At 58.7% G+C, this 25,301-nt stretch carries 14 protein-coding genes; 13 read left to right on the top strand and 1 reads right to left on the bottom strand.

What is annotated here, in order from left to right; translation table 11 throughout:
- Positions 1-46 precede the first annotated feature (46 nt).
- From IDH44_RS23130 to IDH44_RS23075, 12 genes are all read left to right on the top strand, one after another.
- Positions 47-943 carry an ABC transporter permease gene (locus IDH44_RS23130; protein ID WP_190921201.1) on the top strand — a complete coding sequence of 299 codons (897 nt, stop codon included), beginning with the start codon at positions 47-49 and terminating at the stop codon, positions 941-943.
- A gap of 15 nt (positions 944-958) precedes the next feature.
- Positions 959-1,837, top strand: coding sequence for a carbohydrate ABC transporter permease (locus tag IDH44_RS23125; protein ID WP_190921200.1), 879 nt, complete (start codon positions 959-961; stop codon positions 1,835-1,837).
- A 36-nt stretch (positions 1,838-1,873) separates the two neighbouring features.
- Entirely contained in the window at positions 1,874-3,478 is a 1,605-nt protein-coding gene (locus tag IDH44_RS23120; protein ID WP_190921199.1) for a response regulator transcription factor, read from the top strand.
- Positions 3,479-3,500: 22 nt separating this feature from the next.
- Complete coding sequence (locus tag IDH44_RS23115) at positions 3,501-4,433, top strand: NAD(P)-dependent oxidoreductase (protein ID WP_190921198.1); 933 nt, start codon at positions 3,501-3,503, stop codon at positions 4,431-4,433.
- A complete protein-coding gene (locus IDH44_RS23110) occupies positions 4,430-5,266 on the top strand; it encodes a sugar phosphate isomerase/epimerase family protein (RefSeq protein WP_190921197.1) in 837 nt (278 codons plus the stop codon). The genes IDH44_RS23115 and IDH44_RS23110 overlap by 4 nt, the downstream gene beginning before the upstream one ends.
- Before the next feature lie 43 nt (positions 5,267-5,309).
- Positions 5,310-6,803 carry a sulfatase gene (locus IDH44_RS23105; RefSeq protein ID WP_190921196.1) on the top strand — a complete coding sequence of 498 codons (1,494 nt, stop codon included), beginning with the start codon at positions 5,310-5,312 and terminating at the stop codon, positions 6,801-6,803.
- 20 nt (positions 6,804-6,823) lie between these two features.
- On the top strand, positions 6,824-7,942 hold the full coding sequence (locus IDH44_RS23100; protein ID WP_190921195.1) for a Gfo/Idh/MocA family protein: 1,119 nt from the start codon (positions 6,824-6,826) through the stop codon (positions 7,940-7,942).
- A gap of 57 nt (positions 7,943-7,999) precedes the next feature.
- On the top strand, positions 8,000-10,318 hold the full coding sequence (locus tag IDH44_RS23095; RefSeq protein WP_190921194.1) for a family 78 glycoside hydrolase catalytic domain: 2,319 nt from the start codon (positions 8,000-8,002) through the stop codon (positions 10,316-10,318).
- 140 nt (positions 10,319-10,458) lie between these two features.
- Positions 10,459-11,898, top strand: coding sequence for a sulfatase-like hydrolase/transferase (locus tag IDH44_RS23090; protein ID WP_190921193.1), 1,440 nt, complete (start codon positions 10,459-10,461; stop codon positions 11,896-11,898).
- Between the two features lie 328 nt (positions 11,899-12,226).
- Positions 12,227-12,940 carry a cytochrome c oxidase subunit II gene (gene coxB, locus IDH44_RS23085; RefSeq protein ID WP_190921192.1) on the top strand — a complete coding sequence of 238 codons (714 nt, stop codon included), beginning with the start codon at positions 12,227-12,229 and terminating at the stop codon, positions 12,938-12,940.
- Between the two features lie 105 nt (positions 12,941-13,045).
- Positions 13,046-15,514, top strand: coding sequence for a cbb3-type cytochrome c oxidase subunit I (locus IDH44_RS23080; protein ID WP_190921191.1), 2,469 nt, complete (start codon positions 13,046-13,048; stop codon positions 15,512-15,514).
- A gap of 16 nt (positions 15,515-15,530) precedes the next feature.
- The gene (locus IDH44_RS23075) at positions 15,531-17,156 is read left to right on the top strand and encodes an FMN-binding glutamate synthase family protein (RefSeq protein ID WP_190921190.1); all 1,626 of its coding nucleotides are present in this window, start codon (positions 15,531-15,533) and stop codon (positions 17,154-17,156) included.
- Between the two features lie 118 nt (positions 17,157-17,274).
- Here IDH44_RS23075 and IDH44_RS23070 read toward each other — a convergent pair whose 3' ends face one another.
- Complete coding sequence (locus IDH44_RS23070) at positions 17,275-19,605, bottom strand: right-handed parallel beta-helix repeat-containing protein (RefSeq protein ID WP_190921189.1); 2,331 nt, start codon at positions 19,603-19,605, stop codon at positions 17,275-17,277.
- Positions 19,606-19,979: 374 nt separating this feature from the next.
- On the opposite strand from IDH44_RS23070, the gene IDH44_RS23065 reads away from it, so the two are divergent.
- Complete coding sequence (locus IDH44_RS23065; protein ID WP_190921188.1) at positions 19,980-25,226, top strand: carbohydrate binding domain-containing protein; 5,247 nt, start codon at positions 19,980-19,982, stop codon at positions 25,224-25,226.
- Positions 25,227-25,301 lie beyond the last annotated feature (75 nt).

Below are 25,301 nucleotides of genomic sequence, written 5' to 3'. Positions count from 1 at the left end.
AAATCAGTACCTTTGGCGTCTCAGCTAAGCAGGAGGTTTTCTTACAATGAAAAAATATTGGAAACGGACATGGCCGCTTCATATGCTGCTATTGCCTTCTGTAATTCTTCTGATCATTTTTCAATATATTCCGATATTAGGAATCGTGATTGCGTTTCAAAACTATAAGCCTTGGCTGGGAATCTTGAACTCGCCGTGGGCTGGCTGGGAGCACTTTAATTATTTGTTCACGTATCCGGCCAGTTTGCAAGTCATTACGAACACATTAATTATTGCCTTTTTCAAGATGATTACCAATTTGATCGTTCCTTTTGTGTTCGCGCTGCTATTAAATGAGGTGCGAAGGATGTCTTTTAAGCGTCTCGTGCAGACGATGGTGTATCTGCCCCACTTTATGTCATGGGTTATTCTCGGGGGGATCCTGATCGACATCCTTTCCGTAAACGGGGGGCTGGTCAATCAGTTTCTCTCCTTATTTGGCGTCAACCCTATTTTTTTTCTTGGCAGCCCCGATTGGTTCAGGCCAACGGTCATTGTCACCGATGTATGGAAGGAATTCGGATTTCAGGCCATTATTTTTCTGGCGGCGCTCTCGGGCATTAATCCGTCGCTGTATGAGGCGGCCGAGATTGACGGGGCCAATCGATGGAAGCAGACGCTGCATATTACGGTTCCTTCCATCACTCCGATTTTCATTGTGGTCGCCACCCTTTCATTGGGACAAATTATGAATGCCGGCTTTGATCAAATATTCAACCTGTATAATCCGCTCGTGTACAGCGTGGGCGACATTATCGATACGTTTGTGTACCGGGTGGGCTTGGTCGGAGGTTCGTTCAGCTTTGGTACGGCGGTCGGCTTGTTCAAGTCTATGATCGGGTTTATCTTTATCGTGGTCGCTTACCGCGCTGCATACAAATTTGCAAATTACAGGATTTTTTAGGGGAGAATTCGCCTTATGCTGTACACATCCAAAGCTTATCGGACCTTTACCTGGTTTAACTACTTGTTTCTGTTGTTGCTCAGCGTACTATGTTTGTTGCCGCTCGTGCATATTTTTGCTGTATCCTTAAGCTCCAATGCAGCGGCATCGGCCAATCTGGTGACATTCTGGCCCGTTGGTTTCACGTTTGACGCTTATGTGGAGACGATGAGCAATCCGAGTTTCTTCAATTCCATTTTTGTCTCGATTCAGAGAACGGCGTTCGGCACGGCGATATCGATGTTTTTGACGGTAATGAGTGCATATGCCTTATCTAAAGAAGAGGTTAAATTCAAAGGTCGGACGTTGTATGCTTGGTTTTTCGTCTTTACAATTTTATTTAATGGCGGCTTGATCCCGACCTTCCTGGTTGTTCAAAAAGCCGGCCTTGTAGACACGTTATGGGCTCTGATGTTGCCCCATGCGGTGAATGTGTGGAATATGATTTTGATGCTGAATTTCTTTCGTAGTCTGCCAAAGGAACTGGAAGAGTCCGCATTTATCGACGGGGCGAATCATTTCGTAACCTTGTTTCGTATTTATTTGCCCATTTCCATGCCGTCGATCGCGACCCTTTCTTTGTTTGCGATGGTGTTCCATTGGAATTCATGGCTCGACGGGCTCATTTATTTGAATAAGGCGAGTGATTATCCCCTGGCGACTTTTCTGCAATCGATCGTGGTGCAGGAAAATTTTGCAGAGACAGGATTGGATCAAGATGATGTGGCGAATATATCCGAACGAACGATCAAGTCGGCTCAGATTTTCATTGGTGCGCTCCCGATTCTTATGGTGTATCCTTTTCTGCAAAAATACTTCGTCAAGGGTATCGTCCTGGGTTCTGTGAAAGAATAAGGTCTCAGCATCCAGTCATCCATGGAGGGATCGGTAATGTGTCGAGTGCTCGTTGTAGATGATCATCCGGATCAAGTGGAGAGTATCCTGACGCTGGTTGATTGGGGGGATATGGGTATTTCTTCAGTCGTCCAAGCCTATTCGGGTAAAGAAGCCTGGAAGTTATTGCAACAGGAGCAGTGTGAAATTGTGGTCACGGATATCCGCATGCCGGAAATGGATGGTTTGGAACTCATCGGCTTGGCGCGGGCGCGTGGGATGCAGACGAAATTTATCCTGATGTCCGGCTACGCAGATTTTGAGTATGCCCGCAAGGCGATTCAATACAAGACAGTCAACTATCTAATGAAGCCGATTGATCCCGATGACTTGCACAGGACCCTTCGCCAAACCATCGAAGAATTGCGGGAGGAGCGAAGTCGGGATCTCTCTTATCACAAGGCGATGTACACGATGCGAGAAAATATCCCCAAGCTGCGCTCCGCATTATTGCGCGATATTCTGTACGGACGCGTGCAACCGGGAGAGGCGCTTTTTGAAAGTGTATCACGTCTGGACATTCCATTCGCGCCTGATCATGCGGTCACGATGCTGCTCATTCGGATGGAAGAGCAATTTGAAGCGTATCATGAAAAGCACATTGCCTTGTTTGAATATGCGATAACGAACATGGCGGAGGAAATTTTGGGAGAAACGTATGAGACGTGGTGTTGCAAAGATGAGCATCACTTTCTGGTCTTTGCGTTAAAACCCAAATGTGAAGGAACGCTGGCGCAGCAACTTCAAGACAAGGCGAAATTGTTGCAGCGAAAGGTATCGACTTATTTGAAGGGAAAGATATCGATCTTGTTCATTCAAGAGTGGGGCATCTTTCCCGATTCGATCAAAGCATACTACGATACGGCTTCGACTGCGATGCGCAAGCACATGCGTTATGAAAAAGAATTTGTAGTCGCGGTGGGTAAAGAACCGATCGATATGCATATTGATTCAATGAAGACCATTTATCAATCTCCTCTGCTGATTCAATTGATGGAGTCGGGACAATGGGAACGCGCGGAGGAGAGAATGCAAGCAATATTGGACGAGCTGCAGGACAAATGGCTGACGTCGACGGAGCACATGCATGACGTCCTGCAAGTGTTAAGCAGCTCGCTGACGTATATTGCGCACCGTCACGGTAAGCAACTAAAGGACATCCTCGGCGAGGAGATGCTGGATAAAGCCCAGAATCGCACGTTTCGTTCCATGAAAGAACTTCGTCTATGGTGTGAGCAGGCCTTTCAGCGAGTGAAGCATCAGGCGGGAGGCAGCGGTTCAAAGCCTAGTGTGATTGAACGGGTGCATCAATTCATCGAGCAACAACTATCCAATGATGTATCGCTGCAGGCGATTGCCGAATACGTTAATTTGCATCCCGTGTATTTGTCCAAGATTTACAAGGTCGAAACGGGAATCAGTCTCAGCGACTATATTCTGAATTTTAGACTGGGCAGAGCCGCTGAGTTGCTAAAGCATAAAGAAGTGAAGATCTATGAAGTAGGCGAACAAGTGGGCTACCAGACAACGCATTATTTCATCCGTGTGTTTAAGAAGAGGTACGGGATGACGCCGCAGGAATACCGGGAAACGATGATCTAAGCAGGTACATTTGAGGTGATATATGATGAAGAAAACGGGAGTTATCGGTACCGGGCAAATGGGAACGCCGATGGTGCTGAATCTATTGCGCAGCGGCTATGAGGTATGGGTCTATGACGTCAGTGAAGCGGCGGTTCGGGAATTGGAATCAGCGGGAGCGAAGCGAGCGGATCACCCGCGAGCTGTGGCGGAACAGGCCGATGTGCTGGTGCTCAGTCTGCCGAACAGTGCGGTGTTGCAGCAGGTGGTTGTTGGAACGGAAGGCATTCTGGAAGCGGATGTTCGGGGGAAGACGATCCTGGATACGACAACAGTTACTGCGAAGGTAGCGGTTGAGCTAGCTGAACAGGTCGCTGCACGAGGGGGATCGATGTTGGATGCGCCTGTAACCGGCGGTGTGGCGGGGGCTGCGCAAGGAAACTTGAATATCATGGTCGGTGGGGACGAAGCGGCATTTCATGAGCAATTGGACGTCCTGCAGACGTTGGGATCCAATGTGGTCTATATCGGGCCGAGCGGTCATGGTCAGGTAAGCAAGATGGTGAATCAGAGCTTGATGGCGGCCACCTACACGGCGGTTTCTGAAGCGTATGCATTTGCGGCGCAGATGAATGTAGATGTAGGAAGAGTCTACCAAGCGATTGAAAACGGCGGGGCCAAGTCGCTCGTTCACAGTATGATGAAATCGTATATTGTGAGCGGTGATTATGCGGCGGGGGGCGCGATTCAGCAACACGGCAAGGATATTGATTATGTAATGGAAGAAGCGAACCGACACCACAGCTATATGCCGGTCACATCTGCCGTGCACGAGGTGTGGAAGATGGCGCGGAAGGAAGGCGCGCATACGGCCACGCTGGCTCCGAACAGTCTGTTCGCGCTGTGGGAGACGATGCTGGGCATGAAGTTGAATCATGCGGTGAAGGGCAACAGGAAAGGAACCGGCGGCGAATGATGCGCAATCCGAATTTACCCTTTACGGAGATTGGTTGTTCCACGATTGCTTTTCGCGAGTTTTCGTTGCAGGCCGCGTTGGAGCAGATCGCGGCACTAGGGTTTGACTTTGTTGATATTGGCGCGAATGCGCCTTTCTGCGGGCATTTCGACTTTTTTTCGATGGGCGACGATGAGATTCAGCAGCGCATTGCATGGATTCGATCGTATCCCGTACGGGTGCATTCCATCACGACTGACATCGGCAGCTTTAATGATCCGTACACAGATTCGCAGCGATGCCATGAGGCCGCAGCACGGAGTCTGGCAACCGCGGCGGCATTAGGCGCGACCGGGCTGAATGTTAATAATGGCAAGCATGTAGACCGCGCGAGTCATTCGCTGGCAGAGAGTGTGGCGCAGGTGGCCCCCCATCTGCGCAGAGTCAGCCAAGAGGCGCAGCAGCTCGGGCTCGAGCTGTATATTGAAGCGCCGCATAAGGGTGGGTTGATCCGCACGGCAGATGAAGCAATCGAACTGATCGAGGCGATCGACCATCCCAATGCTTCGCTGATTTTCGATACGGATCATCATGAAGCCGCGGGCTGGGGGATGGAGCAAGCCATCGAGAGGTTGCGGGAGCAGATTGGACACGTGCACCTTCGCGATTCGATCCAAGGGGCCAATCGGTACCCGCTGGGCAGCGGACATGTGGATTTCAGAGCCGCGTTTGCTGCATTGGAACGAATCGGGAGACCGTTGTCGTATGCGCTGGAGTTTTCCAACTGTGGCGAATCGCTGGAAGAGATTGCGGAGACGTTGCAGAAGTCGGTGGCGTACTTGGACAGCATTTGAACGTCGAGATCGTAGACTATTGAAGGTAGAGGGGGATGCGAATATGCGGATCATCTATTTCGATCTGGATTGTGTGCGGCCGGATCACTTGGGCACGTACGGATATGAGCGGGGCACTTCACCCCATATTGATGAGATCGCGAAGCAGTCGTTTGTTTTTGATCAATGCTTTGCTTCAGATACACCTTGCGTCCCGTCACGGGCCGCTTTATTCTCGTGCCGGCCGGGGATTTCGAATGGGGTGGTCAGTCATGAATCGCCGGGTTGCCACTTTCGTTTTCCCGGGCAAGAAGGAATGCCCAATTATTATGATGCATACACAATGCCGATGCGCTTGCTGCAACAGCATAATGTCCACACCACAACTTTCTCCATATTTGCCCAGAGGCATATGAGCTGGTGGTTCAATGCGGGGTTCAGTGAGGTGCACAACCCGACGCAGCCGAATATTCATGAGCACGCTGCTACTGTCAATCCCCGAGTTACCCAGTGGATCAAGCAGAATATCCACGACCATCCCGACTTGTTCATGCATGTGCATTACTGGGATGCCCATACGCCCTACCATCCTGACGCAAAGCTGCGTGATCGCATCGCCCGGCAGCCGGCCCGGGCACACCCGGATCAGGCGCTGATCGAAGCGCATTACGAGCATGTTTACGGCCCCAAAACGGCCCGGGATCTCATGATTCGTCAGCCTGGATACCGCAGTCCTTCGCAGCATATGCCGGATGAAATATCGAACCGTGAGCAGTTCGTTCATATGCTGGATTCCTATGATGCGAGCATTGCAACCGTGGATCAAGCGGTGGGCGAAGTGGTGGCCTTGCTCAAGGAGGAAGGCGTTTATGAAGATACGGCAATTATCATTTCCGGAGACCATGGGGAAGCCATAAGCGAACTTGGCATGTATTTCGAGCATGGAATAGCGGTCGATGGGGTTGCCCGCGTACCGCTGATCATTCGCTGGCCGGGACTTACCGATCGGCAACGGCGCTCGTCGGCACTGGTGTATCACTATGATTGGATGGCCACGATGATGGAATTACTGGGGATTGCTTCACCTGCGCAGTGGGATGCCCGCTCTTTCGCAGCGGCACTGCAGAGCGGGGCGGATATTGAAGGTCGACCTTATGTCGTATACGGTGAAGGCTTGTTTACCTTGCAGCGCGCCGTCAGGACACCGGATCATGCTTACATCAAAACCTTCCATTCCGGCTGCTACCCGCTCGACGATTGTTATCTGTTCGATATCCGGAAGGACCCGCAGCAACAATGCGATATCAAGCGGCACGCACCAACCGTCGTAGCAGAAATGGAACGCCTCTACGCCCAGTGGTGGAATCGATGGTGCACGGGACCGGATGCTGTGCGCGATCCCATGCTGGATCAAATCCCGAGCTTCGAGTATTTCCCAGTGGCACTCATGAAGAAAAGGCTGGAGGCAGTTGATCGACAAGATCAATGGGAAGATCTGCAGCAACGGCTATCGACGCGTAGAAGCGGAAAGGGTCCCATTTACGACAGTAAATTTTGAGGAAAGGAAGTGGAGCGAATATGAAGAAGAAACCGATAAATGTGGCGATTGTCGGTCTTGGATTCGGTGCCGAATTTATCCCGATCTATCAAGACCATCCCGAGACGACGATGTATGCGCTGTGCCAACGAACGGAAGCATCGCTTCATGAAATTGCCGACCATTTCGGTGTGGAGAAGCGCTATACGGACTTCCAGGCAGTCCTGCAGGATCCGGAAGTGGATGCCGTTCATATTAATTCTCCCATTCATCTGCATGCGGAGCAAAGTATCTGGGCGCTGAAAGCGGGTAAGCATGTGGCCTGTACGGTGCCGATGGCGACGACCATTGAAGAATGCCGCCGCATCGTGGAGGCGCAGCGGGCATCCGGCAAAACCTATATGATGATGGAAACCGCGGTGTACACCCGTGAGTTTCTGTATGTAAAAGAATTAAAGGATCAAGGGAACTTGGGCAGAATCCAGTTTTTGCGCGGTGCCCATCAACAAGAAATGGCCGGTTGGCCCGGTTATTGGGAGGGGCTGCCACCGATGCACTACGCGACACACGCAGTCAGTCCGTTGCTGGCACTAGCCGGCAGCGAAGCAGATTATGTGGCTTGCTTCGGATCGGGACGAATCGAAAAGCGACTCGCCGATCGGTACGGTTCGCCTTTTGCGGTGGAGTCGGCGTTATTCCGGCTGAAAGACGGAATTACAGGCTGTGAAGTGACACGATCCTTATTCGAAACCGCGCGGGAATACGTGGAGAGCTTTGACGTGTACGCCGATAAATGCAGCTTTGAGTGGCAGCGGCTGGAACGGGAACTGCCCATCCTCTTCCGCGGTGAGAACGGTGAACGGGTCGAGGTACCGGACTATGCGAATTTACTCCCGGGACCGATTCGGAAGTATACGAAAAACGGCGTTTATGATGACGCGGATCACCAGCATCTTTCCTTTACCCAAGGCAGCGGACACGGCGGTTCCCATCCTCATCTGGTACACGAATTTATCTCGAGCATCCAAGAGGAGCGGGAAGCCTTCCCGAATGCCGTGACTGCGGCGAACTGGACAAGCGCCGGTCTATGTGCGCATCAGTCCGCGATGAATCAAGGAGAACTTGTAAAGCTTCCGAACTTTGAGCCGTCGTCTTCATGAGCCTGTTACATTCGAATGATCGGGCTGCTACCAAGCGAACAGGGAGGGGGTGCATGCATGCAGGCCTCTAGAAAGTGGAATGCCCATTGGATCAGGCCTGAGGAGGACAAGCCGGAGAAAAATACGTATTACTTGTTTCGCAAAGACTTTGCAGTGACCGATCGAGCCGAGTCGTACACGCTGTATATTACAGCCGATACACGGTACAGGGTATACATCAATGGATGCGTGATCGGGTATGGTCCACCGTTATGCGTGTCGCATTATCACTATTATGATGAACACCAGATCAAGCTGCGGCAAGGCGTCAATTGCATCGCGGTTGAGGTGTATCATCTAGGCGTTGCACCTGATTCTGTCTGCGGGTTGTTATGTGAGATTGCTAGTGAAACGGGACGCTCGTTGGTTTCTTCGGATGCCGAGTGGAAAGTCACACGTTCCGAAGCCTGGAGACAAGATACCCACTATTTTCGAATGAGTATGTATGCTCCGTTTCAAGAGCACTTCGATGCCAGGCGAATTCCAGATGGCTGGATGACGCCCGGATTTTCCGATCAATCCTGGGCAGGTTCCCGTATAATCAAGGGCCAGTGGGAAGATCGGCCGCCGGCCGTTTTGCCGTGGGGGCATCTCGTCCCAAGGGACATTCCATTTATGCTGGAGACGCCGAGACTGGCCCGGTCTGTCATGCGGGTGGAAGAATCGATTGATCTCTTGAATCGGATGAGAAGCGAGGACTTGTCCATATCCCTCTCCGTACCGGGTCAGCCGCTGCACCACGCCACTGTGGAGAAGCCGGATCAATTGCTGCGGACGACAGGTCATACCGTGGTGCAGTGCAGTACGGACCATTTGGACCGTTCGTTCGACGGTGTTTATTATCCAAGTATCGTGTTGGACTTTGGCAAGAGCATTAATGCATTTTTGGAATTGGAGATAAGCGGCGAAGCCGGCGGGATGATCGATATTGGTTATGCGGAACGATTGATTAACGGTCATTTTAATAATACGATCGAGGGAATGTACGCGGATCGGTATGTCATGAGGGAGGGACGGCAACGATTCCGCCCGTCTACCTGGAAGAGCTTTCGCTACGTCAAGATTATGTTTCGTTCTTGTGTCGCACCGGTTCTGGTGCATCGTGTGCAGGCGAGCGTGACGGAGTATCCCTATGAAGACCGGGGCGAGTTCCACAGCAATGATTCCACCTTGAACCAGGTATTCGAGATATGCCGTTATACCCTTCGGCTGTGTTCGAATGATTCGATTATGGACACCCCGTGGCGAGAACAGGCGCAGTTTGTAGGAGATGTAGCCGCTGTTACGTTGGGAGGGATCTACAGCTGTTTTGGCGATATCAAGCTGCCGGCCAAGTTTTTAAAGCAGTCGGCTGCGAACCAGTTGCCGGTCGGGCTGTTGCCCAGCGTCACCAATTCGGCTAACAATCCGATGGTGCATCCCGATTATTCGCTGTGGTGGGTCCACGCCTTGTGGAATCATTATCTATATACAGGCGAAGCAGAATGGATTCACCGTTATTACCCGCATACGCTCAAAATCTTGCAATATTACATGGCATACATTGGAGAGCATCAGCTTCTGGAAAATATTCCACATATGACATTTATTGACTGGGCCAATGTGGACCGTCGGGGAGTATGCGCTCCGCATAACGCAATTTTCTATGGTGTCAGTGCCTGCATCGAGAAGATGGCCGTTCTCAAAGGAGATGCCCATACGCAAGCACAATTGCAGCAAATACGCGGCGGCATCAAAAAAAATTTTTCCCGCATGTTCTTCAGCGAGGAGCGGGGGTGCTACGCCGATGCCTGGGTCGATGGATCGCTGTCGCCGATCACCAGCGAACAGACCAATATGGCGGCGATTTATTGGGAGCTGTGCGATCATATGGAGCCTTCACATGTAGCGGATCGGATACTAGGTTCTGATCCGCTCAGGCATACGGAAGCGCAGCCCTTCTTTACGATGATTACGTTGCGGGCGTTGAATAAAATCGGCCGCGGCGCGCAGGCACTAGAGCTGATACGGAGTCGGTGGGGACGCCGAATGGTAGATAAAGGCGCAACCTCGACTTTTGAAGAGTGGGGCTTGAACGGTTCCTGGCGCACCGGGGTGTTCTCCAATGTGATGCGCACCCAATCGCACGCATGGTCTGCCTTCCCGGCCGAATTTTTAATTCGGTCAGTGGCCGGGTTCGAGATTGTGGAGCCGGGTTGCAGTACGGTACGCATCGCGCCCATGGAGAGCTCGTTCAACTACAATATCGCGATTCCCATTCCGCAAGGCCGCGTGTCAATCAAGCGGGAAAATGGAACGACACAGGTGAGCGCACCGGACAATGTAACGATTCAATAAAGGGAATGCACGGTCGGATGTCCATCTGACCGTGCATTCGTTACGTGATCGGGAGAATGTAAGTCGAACTGCTTTTCAAAAGTCATCCCAGGGACTGTGAAGCAGTGAGTGGACAATTATAAGGAAGGAGGGCTGATGGCATGCACGATACCAGCAAAAAGCCCAATGTATTATGGATTACGATTGATGAATGTAAGGCGAGTGCGTTATCGTGTTACGGCAACGAACATGCGATTACTCCGCACCTGGACCGGCTGGCCGGTGAAGGGGCTTTGTTTACCCAAGCGTTTACTGTGATGCCCAAGTGCGTACCCGCTCGCTGCAGTATGATGACCGGAAGATATGCTCATGTGGAAGGTCATCGTACTTTGCCTGGGTTTGAATTGCGCCACAATGAACCGCATTTATTCGCGGAGATGAAGCAACGCGGCTACCGGACAGCCATGTTCGGCAAGAATCACACCCTGGAAGAGGACCAACAAGACCGGTGGCTCGATGCCCGTACCCGCGAAGCCGCTGGAAAGGCGGTGAGAAAAACGCCTGTAGACGGGGAAGATCCCGTCTTATTCCGGGCAATGTACCGCAAGGAATTGTACGAATCAAAAGAGATGAGCGATACGTTTGCCGCAGAGGAGGCGTGCGGATTTATGGAAGAGCATCGCGAGCATCCTTTTTTCGTCCAGGTCAATTTTAATCAGCCGCATCCGGCATATGTGAATATTGATCCGTATATTGAACAGATCCGCAAGCTTGGGCTGCCTCTACCGAATAAGGAAAACATCGATCAAGCGCCAGAGGTGCTGGCTCGTTATCGAACGGTCTATGATTTGGAAGGAATGGGGGAGGAGCAATGGCGCTGTATTGTCGAAGCATACGCAAGCATGGTTGCGTACGCAGACGATTGTGTCGGGACCTTGGTCGAAGCTGTGGATCGGCTTGGATTGCGGGAGGAGACGATCGTGCTCTTTACATCCGACCACGGTGATTTTGCCGGGGAGCATGGTTGCGTCGAGAAGTGGGACACCCTGTTCTATGACTGCCTCACGCATATTCCTTTCATCCTTCGATATCCTGGGATCATAGCGCCGGGGGAGCGGTTTGATGTGTTGACAGAGAATATTGACTTTATGCCGACGGTGATGGAACTGTTGGGCGCGGACATCCCGGCATATGTCCAAGGACAATCGCTCATGCGCGTGTTGCAGGGCGAAGTGCGAGAACATAAGGAAGCGGTGTTCAGTGAAGGCGGGGTAGAGCGAAAAGCGCTGGCCCGGACTACGCCGTATACCGATGCATTTTATCAAAAACTGCCGCAGTATTCATGGAAACAGCAAGTGATGGTAGAATATCCGCAGACGATGGACCGGGCCAAGATGATTCGCACCCGCAGATGGAAGATGGTGTTTCGTTGGCCGGGTGTAAAGGAGTTGTACGATCTGAAGCAAGACCCCGGAGAACTGCATAATGTAGCCGACCGTCCAGAGCATCAGGAAATCCTGCGGCAATTGACGGAGCGTTTGCTGATCTGGGCGCTGGAGACCGAGCCGGACCGCCCGGTCATCCAGGACATGCGGGCATGAACATCGGGAAGGAGCGGCGATTCGAATTCAGACGGACGAGCGTTCATGCTTGGCTGCGATCGTTCGCACATATTCCGATGGAGGCATCCCGATAATGATGATAAAGAAGGAAACGGCAGTTGGAGTGACACATACGGCAACCTGATTCAGTAGCCCCAACTGTCGGGAAACACATGAATAAAGGACCTCAATCCCTGCTGCGGGGACTGAGGTCCTTTGCTGTAATACTGAATCGTTCATAAATAAAGGAAATTACCGACGGACTGTTGTCTGCGCGTCCAATTGCGGTTAAGTAACAACATATGTGATGACGAAGGAGATGATGGCGATGCGCAGGTCTGGACGGCTGCTCTGCCTGCTGGGCGGGAGCGCGCTGCTGCCGCTGGCGGGGGGCTGCAGCGTACGCGTGCTCGAGCCCGCCAGCGAAACGGCGGACGAACAGGCGAAGCTGATCGCCCTCAGCTTCGCCATCATGGTGGTGGTGACGGCGACGGTGCTGGCGCTGCTGGCCCGGTTCGTCTACCGCTACCGCGAGCGGCCGGGCCGGGAGCCGGGCCTGCCGGAGCAGACGCGCGGCAATCGCTGGCTGGAGCTGTCGTGGATCGTCGTGCCGATCCTGCTGCTCGCGGTCCTCGCGGTGCCGACCGTGCGCCTGACGATGGCGCAGTCGCCCGGCGCGGAGCTGCCCGCGGACGATGCCGAGGCGCAGGTGGTGCACGTGGAGGTGCAGGCGGAGCAGTTCGCCTGGACGTTCCGCTACGCCGGCGGCAAGACGTCGCATGATACCCTCTATCTGCCGGCCGGCTATACGGCGGTGTTCCACCTGCAGTCCAGGGACGTCATTCATTCATTCTGGATCCCGAAGCTCGGCGGCAAGGTGGACGTCTTCCCGGACCGCGAGACGACGCTGCGGCTCGTGGATGTGAAGGCCGGCGAATACCAGGGGAAATGCGCGGAATTCTGCGGGACGGAGCACGCCTGGATGCGGTTCACGGCGCACGTCGTCGATCCGGCCGCGTACGAGGCCTGGCTGGCTGGGTAATCGGGCGCGAACCCGATGCAAAGAGGCGCCGACCCTGCAAGCCGCGCTGCGGAAGAGCTGTAAAACAAGCGGCGGCAACACAAGCCACGAAGGAGGCGATCGCGCTTGAAGCTGAGCTGCGAGGCGTTGTACGCCCAGTCCGATGTCATCCTGGCCTGGGTGCTCGGGCTGCCGGCGATGGCGGCCCTGCTCCTGTACATCACGAAGCGGCGCAAGTGGCCGCTGCTCCTGGAATACGCGCGCACGACGAATCACCGCAAGATCGGGCTGATGTACATCGGCGGCGGGCTTTTGTTTTTATTTCGCGGCGGGCTCGACGCGCTGCTGATCCGGGCGCAGCTGCTGCTGCCGGAGTGGTCGTTCTGGGTGCTGCAGAAGGACAAGTACAACGGCCTGTTCACGACGCACGGCACGATCATGATCTTCTTCGTGGCGATGCCGCTGCTCGTCGGACTGATGAATGTCGTCGTGCCGCTGCAGATCGGGGCGAGGGACATGGCCTTCCCGTATCTCAATGCGCTCAGCCTGTGGCTGTTCCTCGGCGGGGCGGCGCTGTTCAACGTGTCCTTCCTGTTCGCGACGCCGCCGACGGCGGGCTGGACGGCGTATGCGCCGCTCGCGCTCGGTCCCAATCCGGGCCAATCCTATTACGTCTACAGCCTGCAGATCTCAGGCATCGGCACGCTGCTGACGGCGATCAATCTGCTGACGACGATCGTCCGGCACCGCGCGCCGGGCATGACGTGGGCGCGGCTGCCGCTGTTCACGTGGGCGTCGCTGGTGGCGGCCGCGCTCATGCTGTTCGCCTTCAGCGCGCTCTCGGCCGGTCTGCTGCTGATGCTGATGGACCGGCAGTTCGGGACGGACTTCTTCACGGGGGCGGGCAGTCCGATCTACTGGCAGCATCTGTTCTGGATCTTCGGTCATCCGGAGGTGTACATCCTGGCGCTGCCGGCCTTCGGGCTGTTCTCCGACATCATCGCCACGTTCGCCAAGAAGCCGGTGTACGGCTACGGCGCGATGGTGCTGTCGATCATCCTGATCGGCTTCCTCGGGCTGATGGTGTGGGTGCATCATATGTTCACGGTCGGACTGGGGCCGATTGCCAATACGTTCTTCGCGCTCTCGACGATGGCGATCGCCGTGCCGACGGGGATCAAGGTGTTCAACTGGCTGTTCACGATGCGGGGCGGGCGGCTGCAGATGACGACGCCGATGCTGTTCGCGCTCGGCTTCATCCCGTCGTTCGTCGTCGGCGGCGTGACCGGGGTGATGCTGGCCGTGCCGGTGGCGGACTTCCAGTTCCACGACAGCTACTTCGTGGTCGGCCACTTCCATTATACGATCGTCGGCTCGACGATCCTCGGCATCTTCGCGGGGCTGTATTATTGGTACCCCAAGCTGACGGGCAAGCAGTTGAATGAGCGGCTCGGCAAGTGGCACTTCTGGCTGTTCATCGCCGGCTTCCACATGACCTTCCTGCCGATGCACTTCGCCGGGCTGCAGGGGATGCCGCGCCGCACGTATACGTACAGCGCCGCCGACGGCGTATTCGGCTACAATGCGATCAGCTCGGCCGGGGCCTTCCTGATGGGGGCGAGCATGTTGTTCCTGGTGTGGAACGTCGTGCGCACCCATCGCCACGGCCGTCCCGCCCCGGCGGACCCGTGGGACGGCCGCACGCTGGAGTGGACGGTCGGCTCGCCGCCGCCGGAGCAGACGTTCGAGCCGATGCCGCAGGTGCAGTCTGCCGAGCCGCTGTGGCAGGCCAAGCGCAGCGGGCGCCTCATGGCGGAGGCGCGGCAGACGCGGCCCGCGCCGGTCCCCGCGCGGCCGCTGACGCCGCTCGTGCTGGCGGGCGCGCTGACGGCCGGCGCGATGGCGATGATCTATCGCTGGTACGTCCCGGCGGCGCTGTGCGCGGCCGTCGTACTGGCGGCGATGCTCATACGCTCGTGGCGCGACGAGCGCATCGATTGGTACGCCGGGCATGTCCGGCGCGAGGCGGACCGGCAGACGCTGTATGCGGACAAGCGGGCCGGGGTGTGGGGCTATCTGACGATGGATGCGATCGTGTTCGCCGTTTTCTTCGTGACGTACGTGCTGTATACGCCGTCCGCGCAGGGACCGCAGCCGGGCGAGCTGTTCGAGCCGGGCTCGGTGCTGCTCGCGACGCTGCTGCTGCTGCCGAGCAGCGCGACGCTGGTGCTGGCCGAGCGCGGCCTGCGGCGGGGCGCGCCGCGCCTCATGTGGCTCGGGCTGGGGGCGACGCTGGCACTCGCGCTCGGGTTCGCCATTGCCGAGGGCCGCGAATTCTACACGTATGCGCAGCAGGGCTACACGCCTGCCACGAGCGGCTTCCTGGCCGCCTACTACGTGCTGGTCGGTCTGCACTTCGCGCATGTGCTGTTCGGCGCGGGCTGGCTGGCGAGCCTGATGCTGCAGCGCCGCGCGGGGCATGGGCCGCCCGCCCTACTGGAGGAGAAGCAGCGCATCTTCGGCCTGTACTGGCACTTCGTCGACGCGGTGTGGATCGGCATCGTGGCGATTGTGTACGTGCCTTCTCTATTATGAAGGGAGCAAGTGAGAGATGGAAGCGATATTGATCCTGCTGAGTGTGATCGTCGCGCTGCTGCTCGTGCCGGCGGCACTGCTGCTGTGGCTGTATCTGCACGACAAGGCGCAGACGGAGCACTCTGTGCTGCGCAACTACCCGGTGCTGGGCAAGCTGCGCTATCTGATCGAGAAGATGGGGCCGGAGCTGCGGCAGTATCTGTTCAACAACGACCGCGAGGGCAAGCCGTTCAACCGCAGGGAATTCGAATTCGTCAACAAGGCGGGCAAGTACGCGGATCGGATGCTCGGCTTCGGGGCGGAGCGGGACTACGAGCAGGGCGGCTATTACCTCGCCAATGCGATGTTCCCGGTGCAAGACGAGGACCTGAAGCGCGAGCGCGAGCGGCAGCGTCCGGTCGACACGTACCTGTACACGATCGACAAGTCCGAGCTGTTCAGCCGCAAGGAGCATCGGCATCCCGCGCAGCTCGACCCGGCGTACCTGCAGGAGTCGGAATGGGTCGTGCTCGGCGCGGGGACGGCGCGCCAGCCCTTCCGGGTGAAGGGGCTGATCGGCCAGTCGGCGATGAGCTACGGCTCGCTCGGCAGCCGGGCGATCACGGCGCTCTCGCGCGGCCTCGCCCGCGCCGGCGGGACGTGGATGAATACGGGCGAGGGCAGCGTGTCGCCGTATCACCTGGAGGGCGGCGCCGATCTGATCATGCAGATCAGCTCCGGGCTGTTCGGCGTACGGACCGAGGACGGGGCGTTCGCGATGGACCAATTCCGCCAGCAGGCGCAGCGGCCGCAGATCAAGGCATTCGAGCTCAAGCTCGGGCAGGGGGCCAAGACGCGCGGCGGCCACGTCGACGGCAAGAAGATCACGGCCGAGATCGCCGCGATTCGCAATATTCCGCAAGGGCAGGACGTCGACAGTCCGAATCGCTTCCCGGACATCGCCACGCCCGAGGCGCTGTTGCGCTTCGTGCACGAGCTGCGGGAGGAGGGCGGCAAGCCGGTCGGCATCAAAATCGTCGTCGGCAGCGAGCTAGATGCCGACCGGCTCGTGGCGGCGATGCAGGAGACGGACATCGTGCCGGACTTCGTCACCGTCGACGGCAGCGAGGGCGGCACGGGCGCCTCGTATTACGAGCTGGCCTATTCGGTCGGCCTGCCGGCCTTCGCCGCGGTGCCGCTCGTCGACGATCTGCTGCGGCGCTACGGCCTGCGGGCGCGCACCAAGCTGATCGCCTCGGGCAAGCTGATCACGCCGGACAAGATCGCGATGGCGCTCGCGCTCGGCGCCGATCTGGTCAACATCGCGCGCGGCTTCATGATCAGCGTCGGCTGCATCATGTCGCAGGTGTGCCACACCAACACGTGCCCGGTGGGCGTGGCCACCACCGATCCGAAGCTGGAGCGCGCGCTCACCGTGGAGGAGAAGGAATACCGCGTCGCTAACTACCTGATCACGCTGCGCGAGGGCCTCTTCGAGCTGGCGGCGGTGGCCGGGCTGGATAGCCCGACCCAGTTCACGCGCGCGCACCTCGTGTACGACGATGCGTTCACGCGGCGAACGCGGCTGCAGGCGGGCGGAGCGGGTGCGACTGTGGAGCCGGGCGGGGCCGCCGCCACGAAGGGGTCGGGCGTGGGCGACTGACCCGGGTTGCCGAGCGCGAAGAGAGCCGATCGCTCGCAGCGATCGGCTCTCTTCGTCTCAAATGCTTGATCCGACTGCATGTCGGGGTACATCCGGTCCTCCGAGCGCGTTATCTCGATCAGGGCGCCACGACTTTGATATCATCGAAGTGGAAGCCGCCGGTATGGCCGGCGCCGATTCCTAGCCGCAGGCCGGCAATGTTGGAGACGGCGCTGCGGAAGTCGGCGTCCGTGATGCGGCGGACTCCGTCTACATAGAGGTCGAACTGGTCGGTATTCGTGTCGAGCACGACGCGCAGCTTGTACCAGGTACCGGCAGAGAAGGCTTGGGCGTTCACGAGCGTGGGTCCGTCGTACGTCTTGATATAGCCGTTCTCGAGGATGACGCTGACAGCCGTCGTGCCGGATGAATCGGTAATGTACGGCGCCATCTTCCATCCGCCGGTCTGCTCTGCGCGCACGCGTGCCTCTACCGTGACGATTCCGCTCGTGGCGGGGTGCGTGCGCGAGACGAGGGTGCTGCCAGCGGCGTCAGACTTGGCGACATAGACGCTCTTGTCACCTGAGCCGGGTACATCCGCGATCGTCGCACTCCCGCTGCCGCCGCCGATCGTCCAGCCGGGAGGCGGATCCTCCGTCGCCCCGTCGTCGAAGTCATCGGCCAGCCGGATAATGACCGGCTGCGTATAGCCCGGCTGCACACCGGCATTGTCCTTGATGCTCTGCGTCTGCGCAGCGTTGTTGATCCATTGGTTGTTCTGCGCGCCGATGCCGGTCTGCTCATAGGTGAGCGACGCGCCTGACGCGGTGTCGATCGCACTCAGCACATTGTCCTGAGCGGTGACGAATTCACTGTAATTGTCCATGTATAGGCCGGCCAGCGGGTAGCTCATCGCGTATTCGCTCTTGGCCAGGCTATGGATATAGTTGCGGTACAGGTACGTCCCCGGCTGACGGCCGAGTGTATAGATGGCGCCGCCGTCGTCGTGCAATTGCATGACGTCGTGCAGATCATTATAGCGAATCATATTGCCCGACATGCCGATATTGCAGTTGCAGCCTGCCTGGTTCCCGAGCTGGATGCCCATATACGGCAGGTCGTACAGGTCATTGTGCTCGATCAGCGTGTCGCGTACGAAGTGGGCGAGGATACCGATGCCGTTGGAGTAGTTCCGGCCGACGCGGGAGATCGTGTTGTTGCCGATCAGCACGTTCTCCGAACGGTTCCCATCCGAGGCGTTTTTGGGCGAGCGGAGCTCGATCCCGTTAGCCGCGATTTCCCGCAGTGTGTTGCCGACGATCTGACTGGACTTGAGGCCGTAGCCGAGCTTGAGTCCGGTGCCGCCAAGCAGCTCGAACGTGTTGCTCTCCAGAGAGAGGCGCTCGGCGTAGGCGGCCTGGACGGCGCCGGGCACGGTCAGCCCGTTGATCGGCGACGCGCCTTGGGTGGCGACGAGTCCGCTGCTGCTCGGTCCGCTCCAGCCGGCATGGCGGAAGGTCACGCCGCTCCAGGCAATATCGTGCACGGGGGAGGTCGCCATCCCGGTCATCTGTACCAGCACGTCCAGCGTCGGCGCGACGACCGTGGCGGTGGATAGATTCTCGCCGCTGCGCGGTTTGTAGTAGAGCGTATCCGCGGACGTATCCAGGTACCATTCACCCGCGGCGTCCAGCATTTCGTATGCATTCTCGAAGTGATAGGCATTGCCGGTGTAGAAGGAGGCCGACTTGGCAAATGCGCTGCCGCTCTCGGCGCTCTGGAAGCTGACGTACGCATAGTCGGCGTCAGTGGTGAAGGCGTCCAGACGCAGCCGATTGTGGTACCAGTGCGGCTGTACGACCATTTCGACGCGACTCGGATCGGACCAAGTAGAGATCTCGGCCTTGTGAATCTTGTACGTCTTCGCCGTCGTGTCGGCGCTGATCGTAGTGTAGTAGTCGCCCATCGTGTCCGCATCCGTCAGATTGGGCGTGCGGGCTCGTACGGCGGGCTCGCCGTTCACGACGAGCTGGCGAAATTCGCCGCTTACGCCGGACCGCTTGTAGATCTGCTGCGCTGCGTCGTGCAGCGTCCAGGAGCCACCCAGCGAACGTCCGCCGGAGAGGACCGGCGTCTCGCCGGGGTAGGCCGTCCACTTCACGGCATAGCCGCCCGTACCTGAGTCTGCGCTGCCGAGCGTCAGTGTGGCGGACAGATCATACGTGCCGCCGCGCAGGTAGACGACGATGTCCCCGGTCATGGCATCGTTGGCGGTGCGCACCTTGTCGCGCGCGCCAACGAGCGAACAAGGGGATGCCGCGGAGCAGGTCGAGCCGCTCCCGGCCGGGGAGGCGTAATAGGTCGCCTGGATGGCTGCCTCCGCAGGCGGCGCGCCGATCGGGCAGCAGGCGACGATGGCGGCAGCTGCCGCGAGCAGTGTGCCTTGCCGCAGTTTTCCAATCTTCTTCATGATCATCTTCCTCCTTCTGTCTCACGTTGAATTGGTTTCGCTTACATTTTGTCGGACGCCTTCCGACGCATACCGTTCCGCTACTGATGCCTCCTTTCAATCGGACTAGCTCCAGCCTATAGGATCGGAGAGGATGCGGGCAATCCACAATAATCGAGGATGCACAAAAGCTTGTGTAGACTGCTGCCGAGGGACGAGCCTGCCAGAGGGCGCGCTAATAGCGTTCTCATGGATCGCCAACGCTCAATTGTGGATGAGAAATTTATGTGCATTGCCCGCGCCGATGCGCATTGTGTACAGTACAACTGCGGGGACTGGCCGCAACTCGACCGGCACACGCGACGACTCGACACACAATGAGGAGGGAATGATTGATGATCGGACAAGAAAGCGCACGTACACGCAAAGGACGTACACGTAGAGTACGCAAAAGAATCGCGGCGGCGCTCGCGGCGGCGCTGCTGCTCAATCTGCTCGCGGGCGTCACCTTCGGTCCGTCGGGGCTGGGTGCAGGTACGGCCGCCGCAGCGGGGGAGAACGGGGAGGCGTCGGCGGGGCTGTTGGCGAATACCGGCTTCGAGACGGACTTGACGGGATGGAGCGGCAGCGGGGCGACGATCGTGCATGAGACGACCGAGGCGCATAGCGGCGAGGCTTCGGCCCGAGTGGATCGGACGACATCGTACGCCGGCAATATCCGGCAGAGCCATATCGCCTTTGAGCCGGGGAAGACCTATTACTTCTCCGCATGGGTCAAGCGTACGGCGGGCACGGGGACAGTCGGCATGTTCGTGACGCAGAGCGGCGTCAAGTGGAACAATGCCAACTACCCGATCATGGCGATCGGCACGGTAGGCACGGAATGGACGCATCTCGAGGGATTGAAGACGTTCCCCGTATCGGGTAATGATCCGACCGCCGGGTACGTGTACGATGATGCGACGGTGTTCGTTCAGCACCAGCAAAATGATAGCGCTATCAAAGATGAAAACGGTCATTACACCGACTTCTACGTAGACGATGTCATAGCCGAGCCGGCGCGTCCGGCGACGCTGACGGTCAGCGGACCGGCCACGGCCGAGATTCCCGTCGTCGGGCGCATGTCGTATGCGTATGACGCCGATGTGCGCAATCAGATCGGGACGACGGCGGGACTGGACGAGCCGGCTATCGCCTGGTCGCTGGCGGGCGCCGCGACGGGAGTGAGCGTCGATCCGGTGACAGGGCTGCTGAAGGTGACGGACCAGGCTGCGCCCGGTACGATCACTGTACGGGCAGTCGCGGCTGACAACCCGGAGGCGACAGCGGACTATGCGGTGACGCTGGAGGCGGGCGTGCCCGACACCGAGCCGCAGCCGCCGATGGCAGCGAATCTCGTGCTGGAGGGGCTGGCCAAGCCGGGCCGCACGCTGACAGCGGACTATGATTATACCGACGCCAACGGCGACGCCGAGTCCGGCAGTGTCTACGGCTGGTACGCGGGGGCGACAGACAGCGGCGCATTCACGCCGATTCCGGGCGCGGACGGATTGTCCTACACGATTGCGCCCGAGCAGCTGGGCCAGTACGTGAGCTTCGCCGTCGTACCCGCCACTGCCACAGAGCCGACAGTGGGCGCTGCGGTATATAGCGAGGCGGTACTCGTCACGACCAATGCGGCGCCGACTGCCGCAGACGTGCGGCTCGAGGGCGCGCAGCTCGTCGGTCAGCAGTTGACGGGCTCCTACGCGTACGCCGACGCGGAAGGCGACGCGGAGACGGGTACGACTTACCGCTGGCTGGCGGCGGGCGCGGCGGACGGCGCCTATAGCCCGATCGCCGGGGCGACCGGGCTGACCCTTGCGCTGACGCCAGAGCTGGAAGGGCGATACGTGAAGTTCGAGGTGACGCCTGCGGACGCCTACGCGCAAGGGGCGGCCTATGCGAGCGCGCCGAGTCAGCCAATCGAGGAGGAGGCGAGGGCGGATTACTACATCGATCCGGCGAATGGGGACGATGGCAATCCCGGTACGGCCGAGCAGCCGTTCCGTACTCTTGTGAAGGCGCGGGACAAGGTGCGGGCGGTAAGCGGCGTGATGGACTCCGACATCACCGTCCACTTGAAGGGTGGCGTGTATCGCCCGGATTACACGGTAACGGAGGAGCAATTGTACAACCAGTCCGGCCAGCTGTATGCGACCCGCGAGCTCAAGACGAGTGTGCTCGCCTTCGATGAGCGGGATTCGGGGCAGAACGGCTATGATGTGATCTATCAGGCGGCGACGGGCGAGACGCCGATCATCAGCGGCGGCCGCCCGGTCACCGGATGGACGCTGCACGATGCGGCCAAGCAGATCTATAAGGCCGAGACCGGCGGCGATCTCGACACGCGCCAACTGTACGTGGACGGCGTGCGTGCCGTGCGGGCGCGCAGCGAGCAAGGGTTGACGGACGCCGTCAAGACGACAGACGGCTACACGACGAGCGACACCTTCCTCGCGGACTGGGGCAATCTCGGCGATCTGGAGATGGTGTACAGCGAGAAGTGGACCAATCCGCGCTGCCCGGTGAGCGACATCGTTGCCTCCGGGGGAACGGCGACGGTCACGATGCAGCAGCCGTGCTGGCACTTCGCCTCCAATAAGGGCGGCACCAGCATCACGGTCCCGTGGTTCTACGAGAATGCGTACGAGCTGCTCGACGAGCCGGGCGAATGGTACCTGGACCGTGCTGCCGGCGCAATCTATTACATGCCTCGCGCCGGGGAGGACATGTCGACGGCCGAGGTGATCGCGCCGGAGCTGGAGCAGTTGATGACGATTGAGGGCGCGAGCCCGAGCGAGCCGGTGAGCCATCTGCGCTTCTCCGGCCTGACATTCGCGTACAATACGTGGCTGCGCCCGGGCACGGACAGCGGTCTGTCCGACGCGCAGAACAGTCACATTCGCGAGTCCGGCTCCGGACGCGGCGACTGGCTCGGTCTGGCGGCGGTGACGATGGCGAATGCGCACGGCGTCGAATTCAGCGGCAATACGTTCACTCACCTGGGTTCGATCGCGCTGAAGACGCTGGACGGCAGCCAGGACACGCGGATCGTCGGCAATCGGTTCGTCGACCTGTCCGGCAGCGCGCTCGCAATCGGCGAGCCGAGCAGCGAACAGAAGACGACGACCGATCCGGCCAAGCTCAATCGCAACAACGACGTGCTCAATAACTATGTGTACGATATCGGCATCGACTATCGCTCGTCTGCGGCGATCTCGGCGGGCTATCCGGTCGATATGGACATCTCGCACAACGAGATCGGCCATACCCCGTATAGCGGTCTGCACGTCGGCTATGGCTGGGCGAGCAATCCGTCGTCGAATACGCGCAACCTGAAGATTCAGCACAATCTGATCTACGACACGATGGAGCAGCTCGTCGACGGCGGTCCGATCTATACGCTCGGCACCACCGGAGCGTCGACGGCGGAGCCGAATATCGTCTCGGGCAACTATCTGCTGCGCAATCACAGTGGCAGTCAGGGCTCGCTCTACTTCGACGAAGGCAGCAATTACTATCATGCCTACGACAATGTCATGGAGGGCGCGCCGAATTACGTCTTCATGTGGGCGACGACGATCCATGACATCCAGGTAGACAATACGTATACGACGACTGCGAGCATGGTCAATAACGGCACGGATACGCCGATTACCGACACGCATGTGCACGAGGATGCCGACTGGCCGACGGATGCGCTGGCAATTATCTCGGCCGCCGGGCTGGAACCCGGCTACGCACATCTGCGGCGTGCCGAACCGGCCGACCAGCTCTTCCTTGCCGACCTGTCGCTTGCGAGCGGCCAGTCGGCGCAACTGGACGTGAAGGCGATCCTGACGCACAGCGGCTATGCGCTTGATGATCCGGCCGAGGTCGTGCTGACGAGTGACGATCCCGCCGTCGCCACGATCGACAGCGCAGGGATGGCGACCGCGGTCGGACCGGGCCGCGCGACAATCTCCGCGACCGTCGACGGCCAGCCCGTCACGGTGAAGGGCGCGATCTTCGTCGACGATAGTCTGGACAGTCTGACGGTCACAGCGACCAAGTCGGAGCTGCTCGCGGGTGAGCGGGCCGCGCTCAAGACAGAGGCGATCTCGCAGTACGGCCATCGTTACCCGCTGAGCGGTGTGATCTATGAGAGCTCCGCTCCGCAGATCGTCTCAGTGGACGAGGGCGAAGCGACGGCTGTAGCGTTGGGCGAGGCGACGATCACCGCGACCGGCGTCTCGGGTGGTCAGTCGCTCTCAGGCAGCGTGACGATCACCGTCGCCGAAGAGCTCGCCGAGGACTTGATTCACGATACCGAATACTGGTATCTGAGTGACAACGCGACGCTAGTGCCCGGCACGGGCAGCATCACGATCGCCACTCCGGGAGGCAGCGCGATCTTCCAGGGCCGCACCTACGGCGATGAGATGATTCGCTTCAATATGCAGCTCGACGGTACATCCGGCTGGCGCGCGCTGACGCTGCGAGGCGCGAGCGACCAGAGCTATTCCAGCGGAGCCAACGCGCTGTATATGCTGCTGTTCACACCGGAGGGCATCGAGCTGCACCGCTTCAACGGTGGCACGCGCACGGTGTTGTACGGTACGCTCAACGGCTATACGCCGGTCTTCGGACCGCCGATTCCGAACGATGTGCTGACGTATGGCGAGCCCCACGAGGTGGAGCTCGGTACGATGAATGTGGAGGACGGCGTCCGGATCGTGCTTCGCGTTGACGGCCAGTCCGTCGTCGACGCCGTGGACATCGGCGAGGGGCAAGTACGCACGCCGGGATTCCTCGGTCTCTATTCACGCAGCGGCTCGATCACGATCCGCGCGGCTCGCTCGTGGCTGGCGGAGGCGATCGCCGAGGCGGAGGCGATCCACACGGACGCTGTAGAGGGCGACGGCGAGGGTCAATACCCGCCGGGTACCAAGGCTGCGCTGCAAGCGGCCATCGACGACGCGCAGGCGGTCCATGACGACCCGGCGGCATCCCAGGTTGATGTCGATGCGGCGGAGGAGGAGCTGCGCTCGGCGCTGGACGTCTTCGTGGATAGCGAGATCGCGATTGACGAGGCGGAGCTGCAGGCGGCGATAGCGGCAGCCGCGACGCTGCTGGATGTGGCGGTCGAGGGCACTCAGCCCGGGCAGTACATGATCGGCACGACGGCGGTCATGGCGGATGCAGTGGCGACGGCGCAGGCCGTTCTCACGGATGCAGCGGCCACTCAGGCGGCGCTCGACGAGGCGGCGGACGAACTGCAGCGTTCCCTTGCGGTCTTCCTGTGTACCGTCGTCGTCGCCAGCGGCTCGGAGCTGCAGATACGGGCGCAGGATGCGCTGGCCCTGTACATGACGGTCGTGGACGATAGCGACGCGGCGGCCTATATCCAGGTCGTCCATCAGGACTTCGAGCCGTACGTCGAGGCGGCGGCGGATGTCGACGGTCTGCCGCTGCCGCAGCGGCTTGCCGCGCTGCGCAACGTTGCGCAGCTCTACGCGGCCGAGGCGCTCTTCGTCAAGGACAGCTTCAAGGAGGCGGCCGAGCGACTGCAGCGGACGCTCGAGGAGCTGCTGGCGCAGTACGGGGGCGGCGGGCAGTAGTACGCGCAGAGTAGTACTAGTACGCGCTCCATTGGAGGGCCGCGCCTGGCGCGGCCCTTTGCCATGGCGGGCGCA

Source organism: Paenibacillus sabuli (assembly GCF_014705605.1).
GTDB classification, from domain to species: Bacteria; Bacillota; Bacilli; order Paenibacillales; family Paenibacillaceae; genus Paenibacillus_D; species Paenibacillus_D sabuli.
This window is presented reverse-complemented; position numbering and strand designations above follow the sequence as displayed.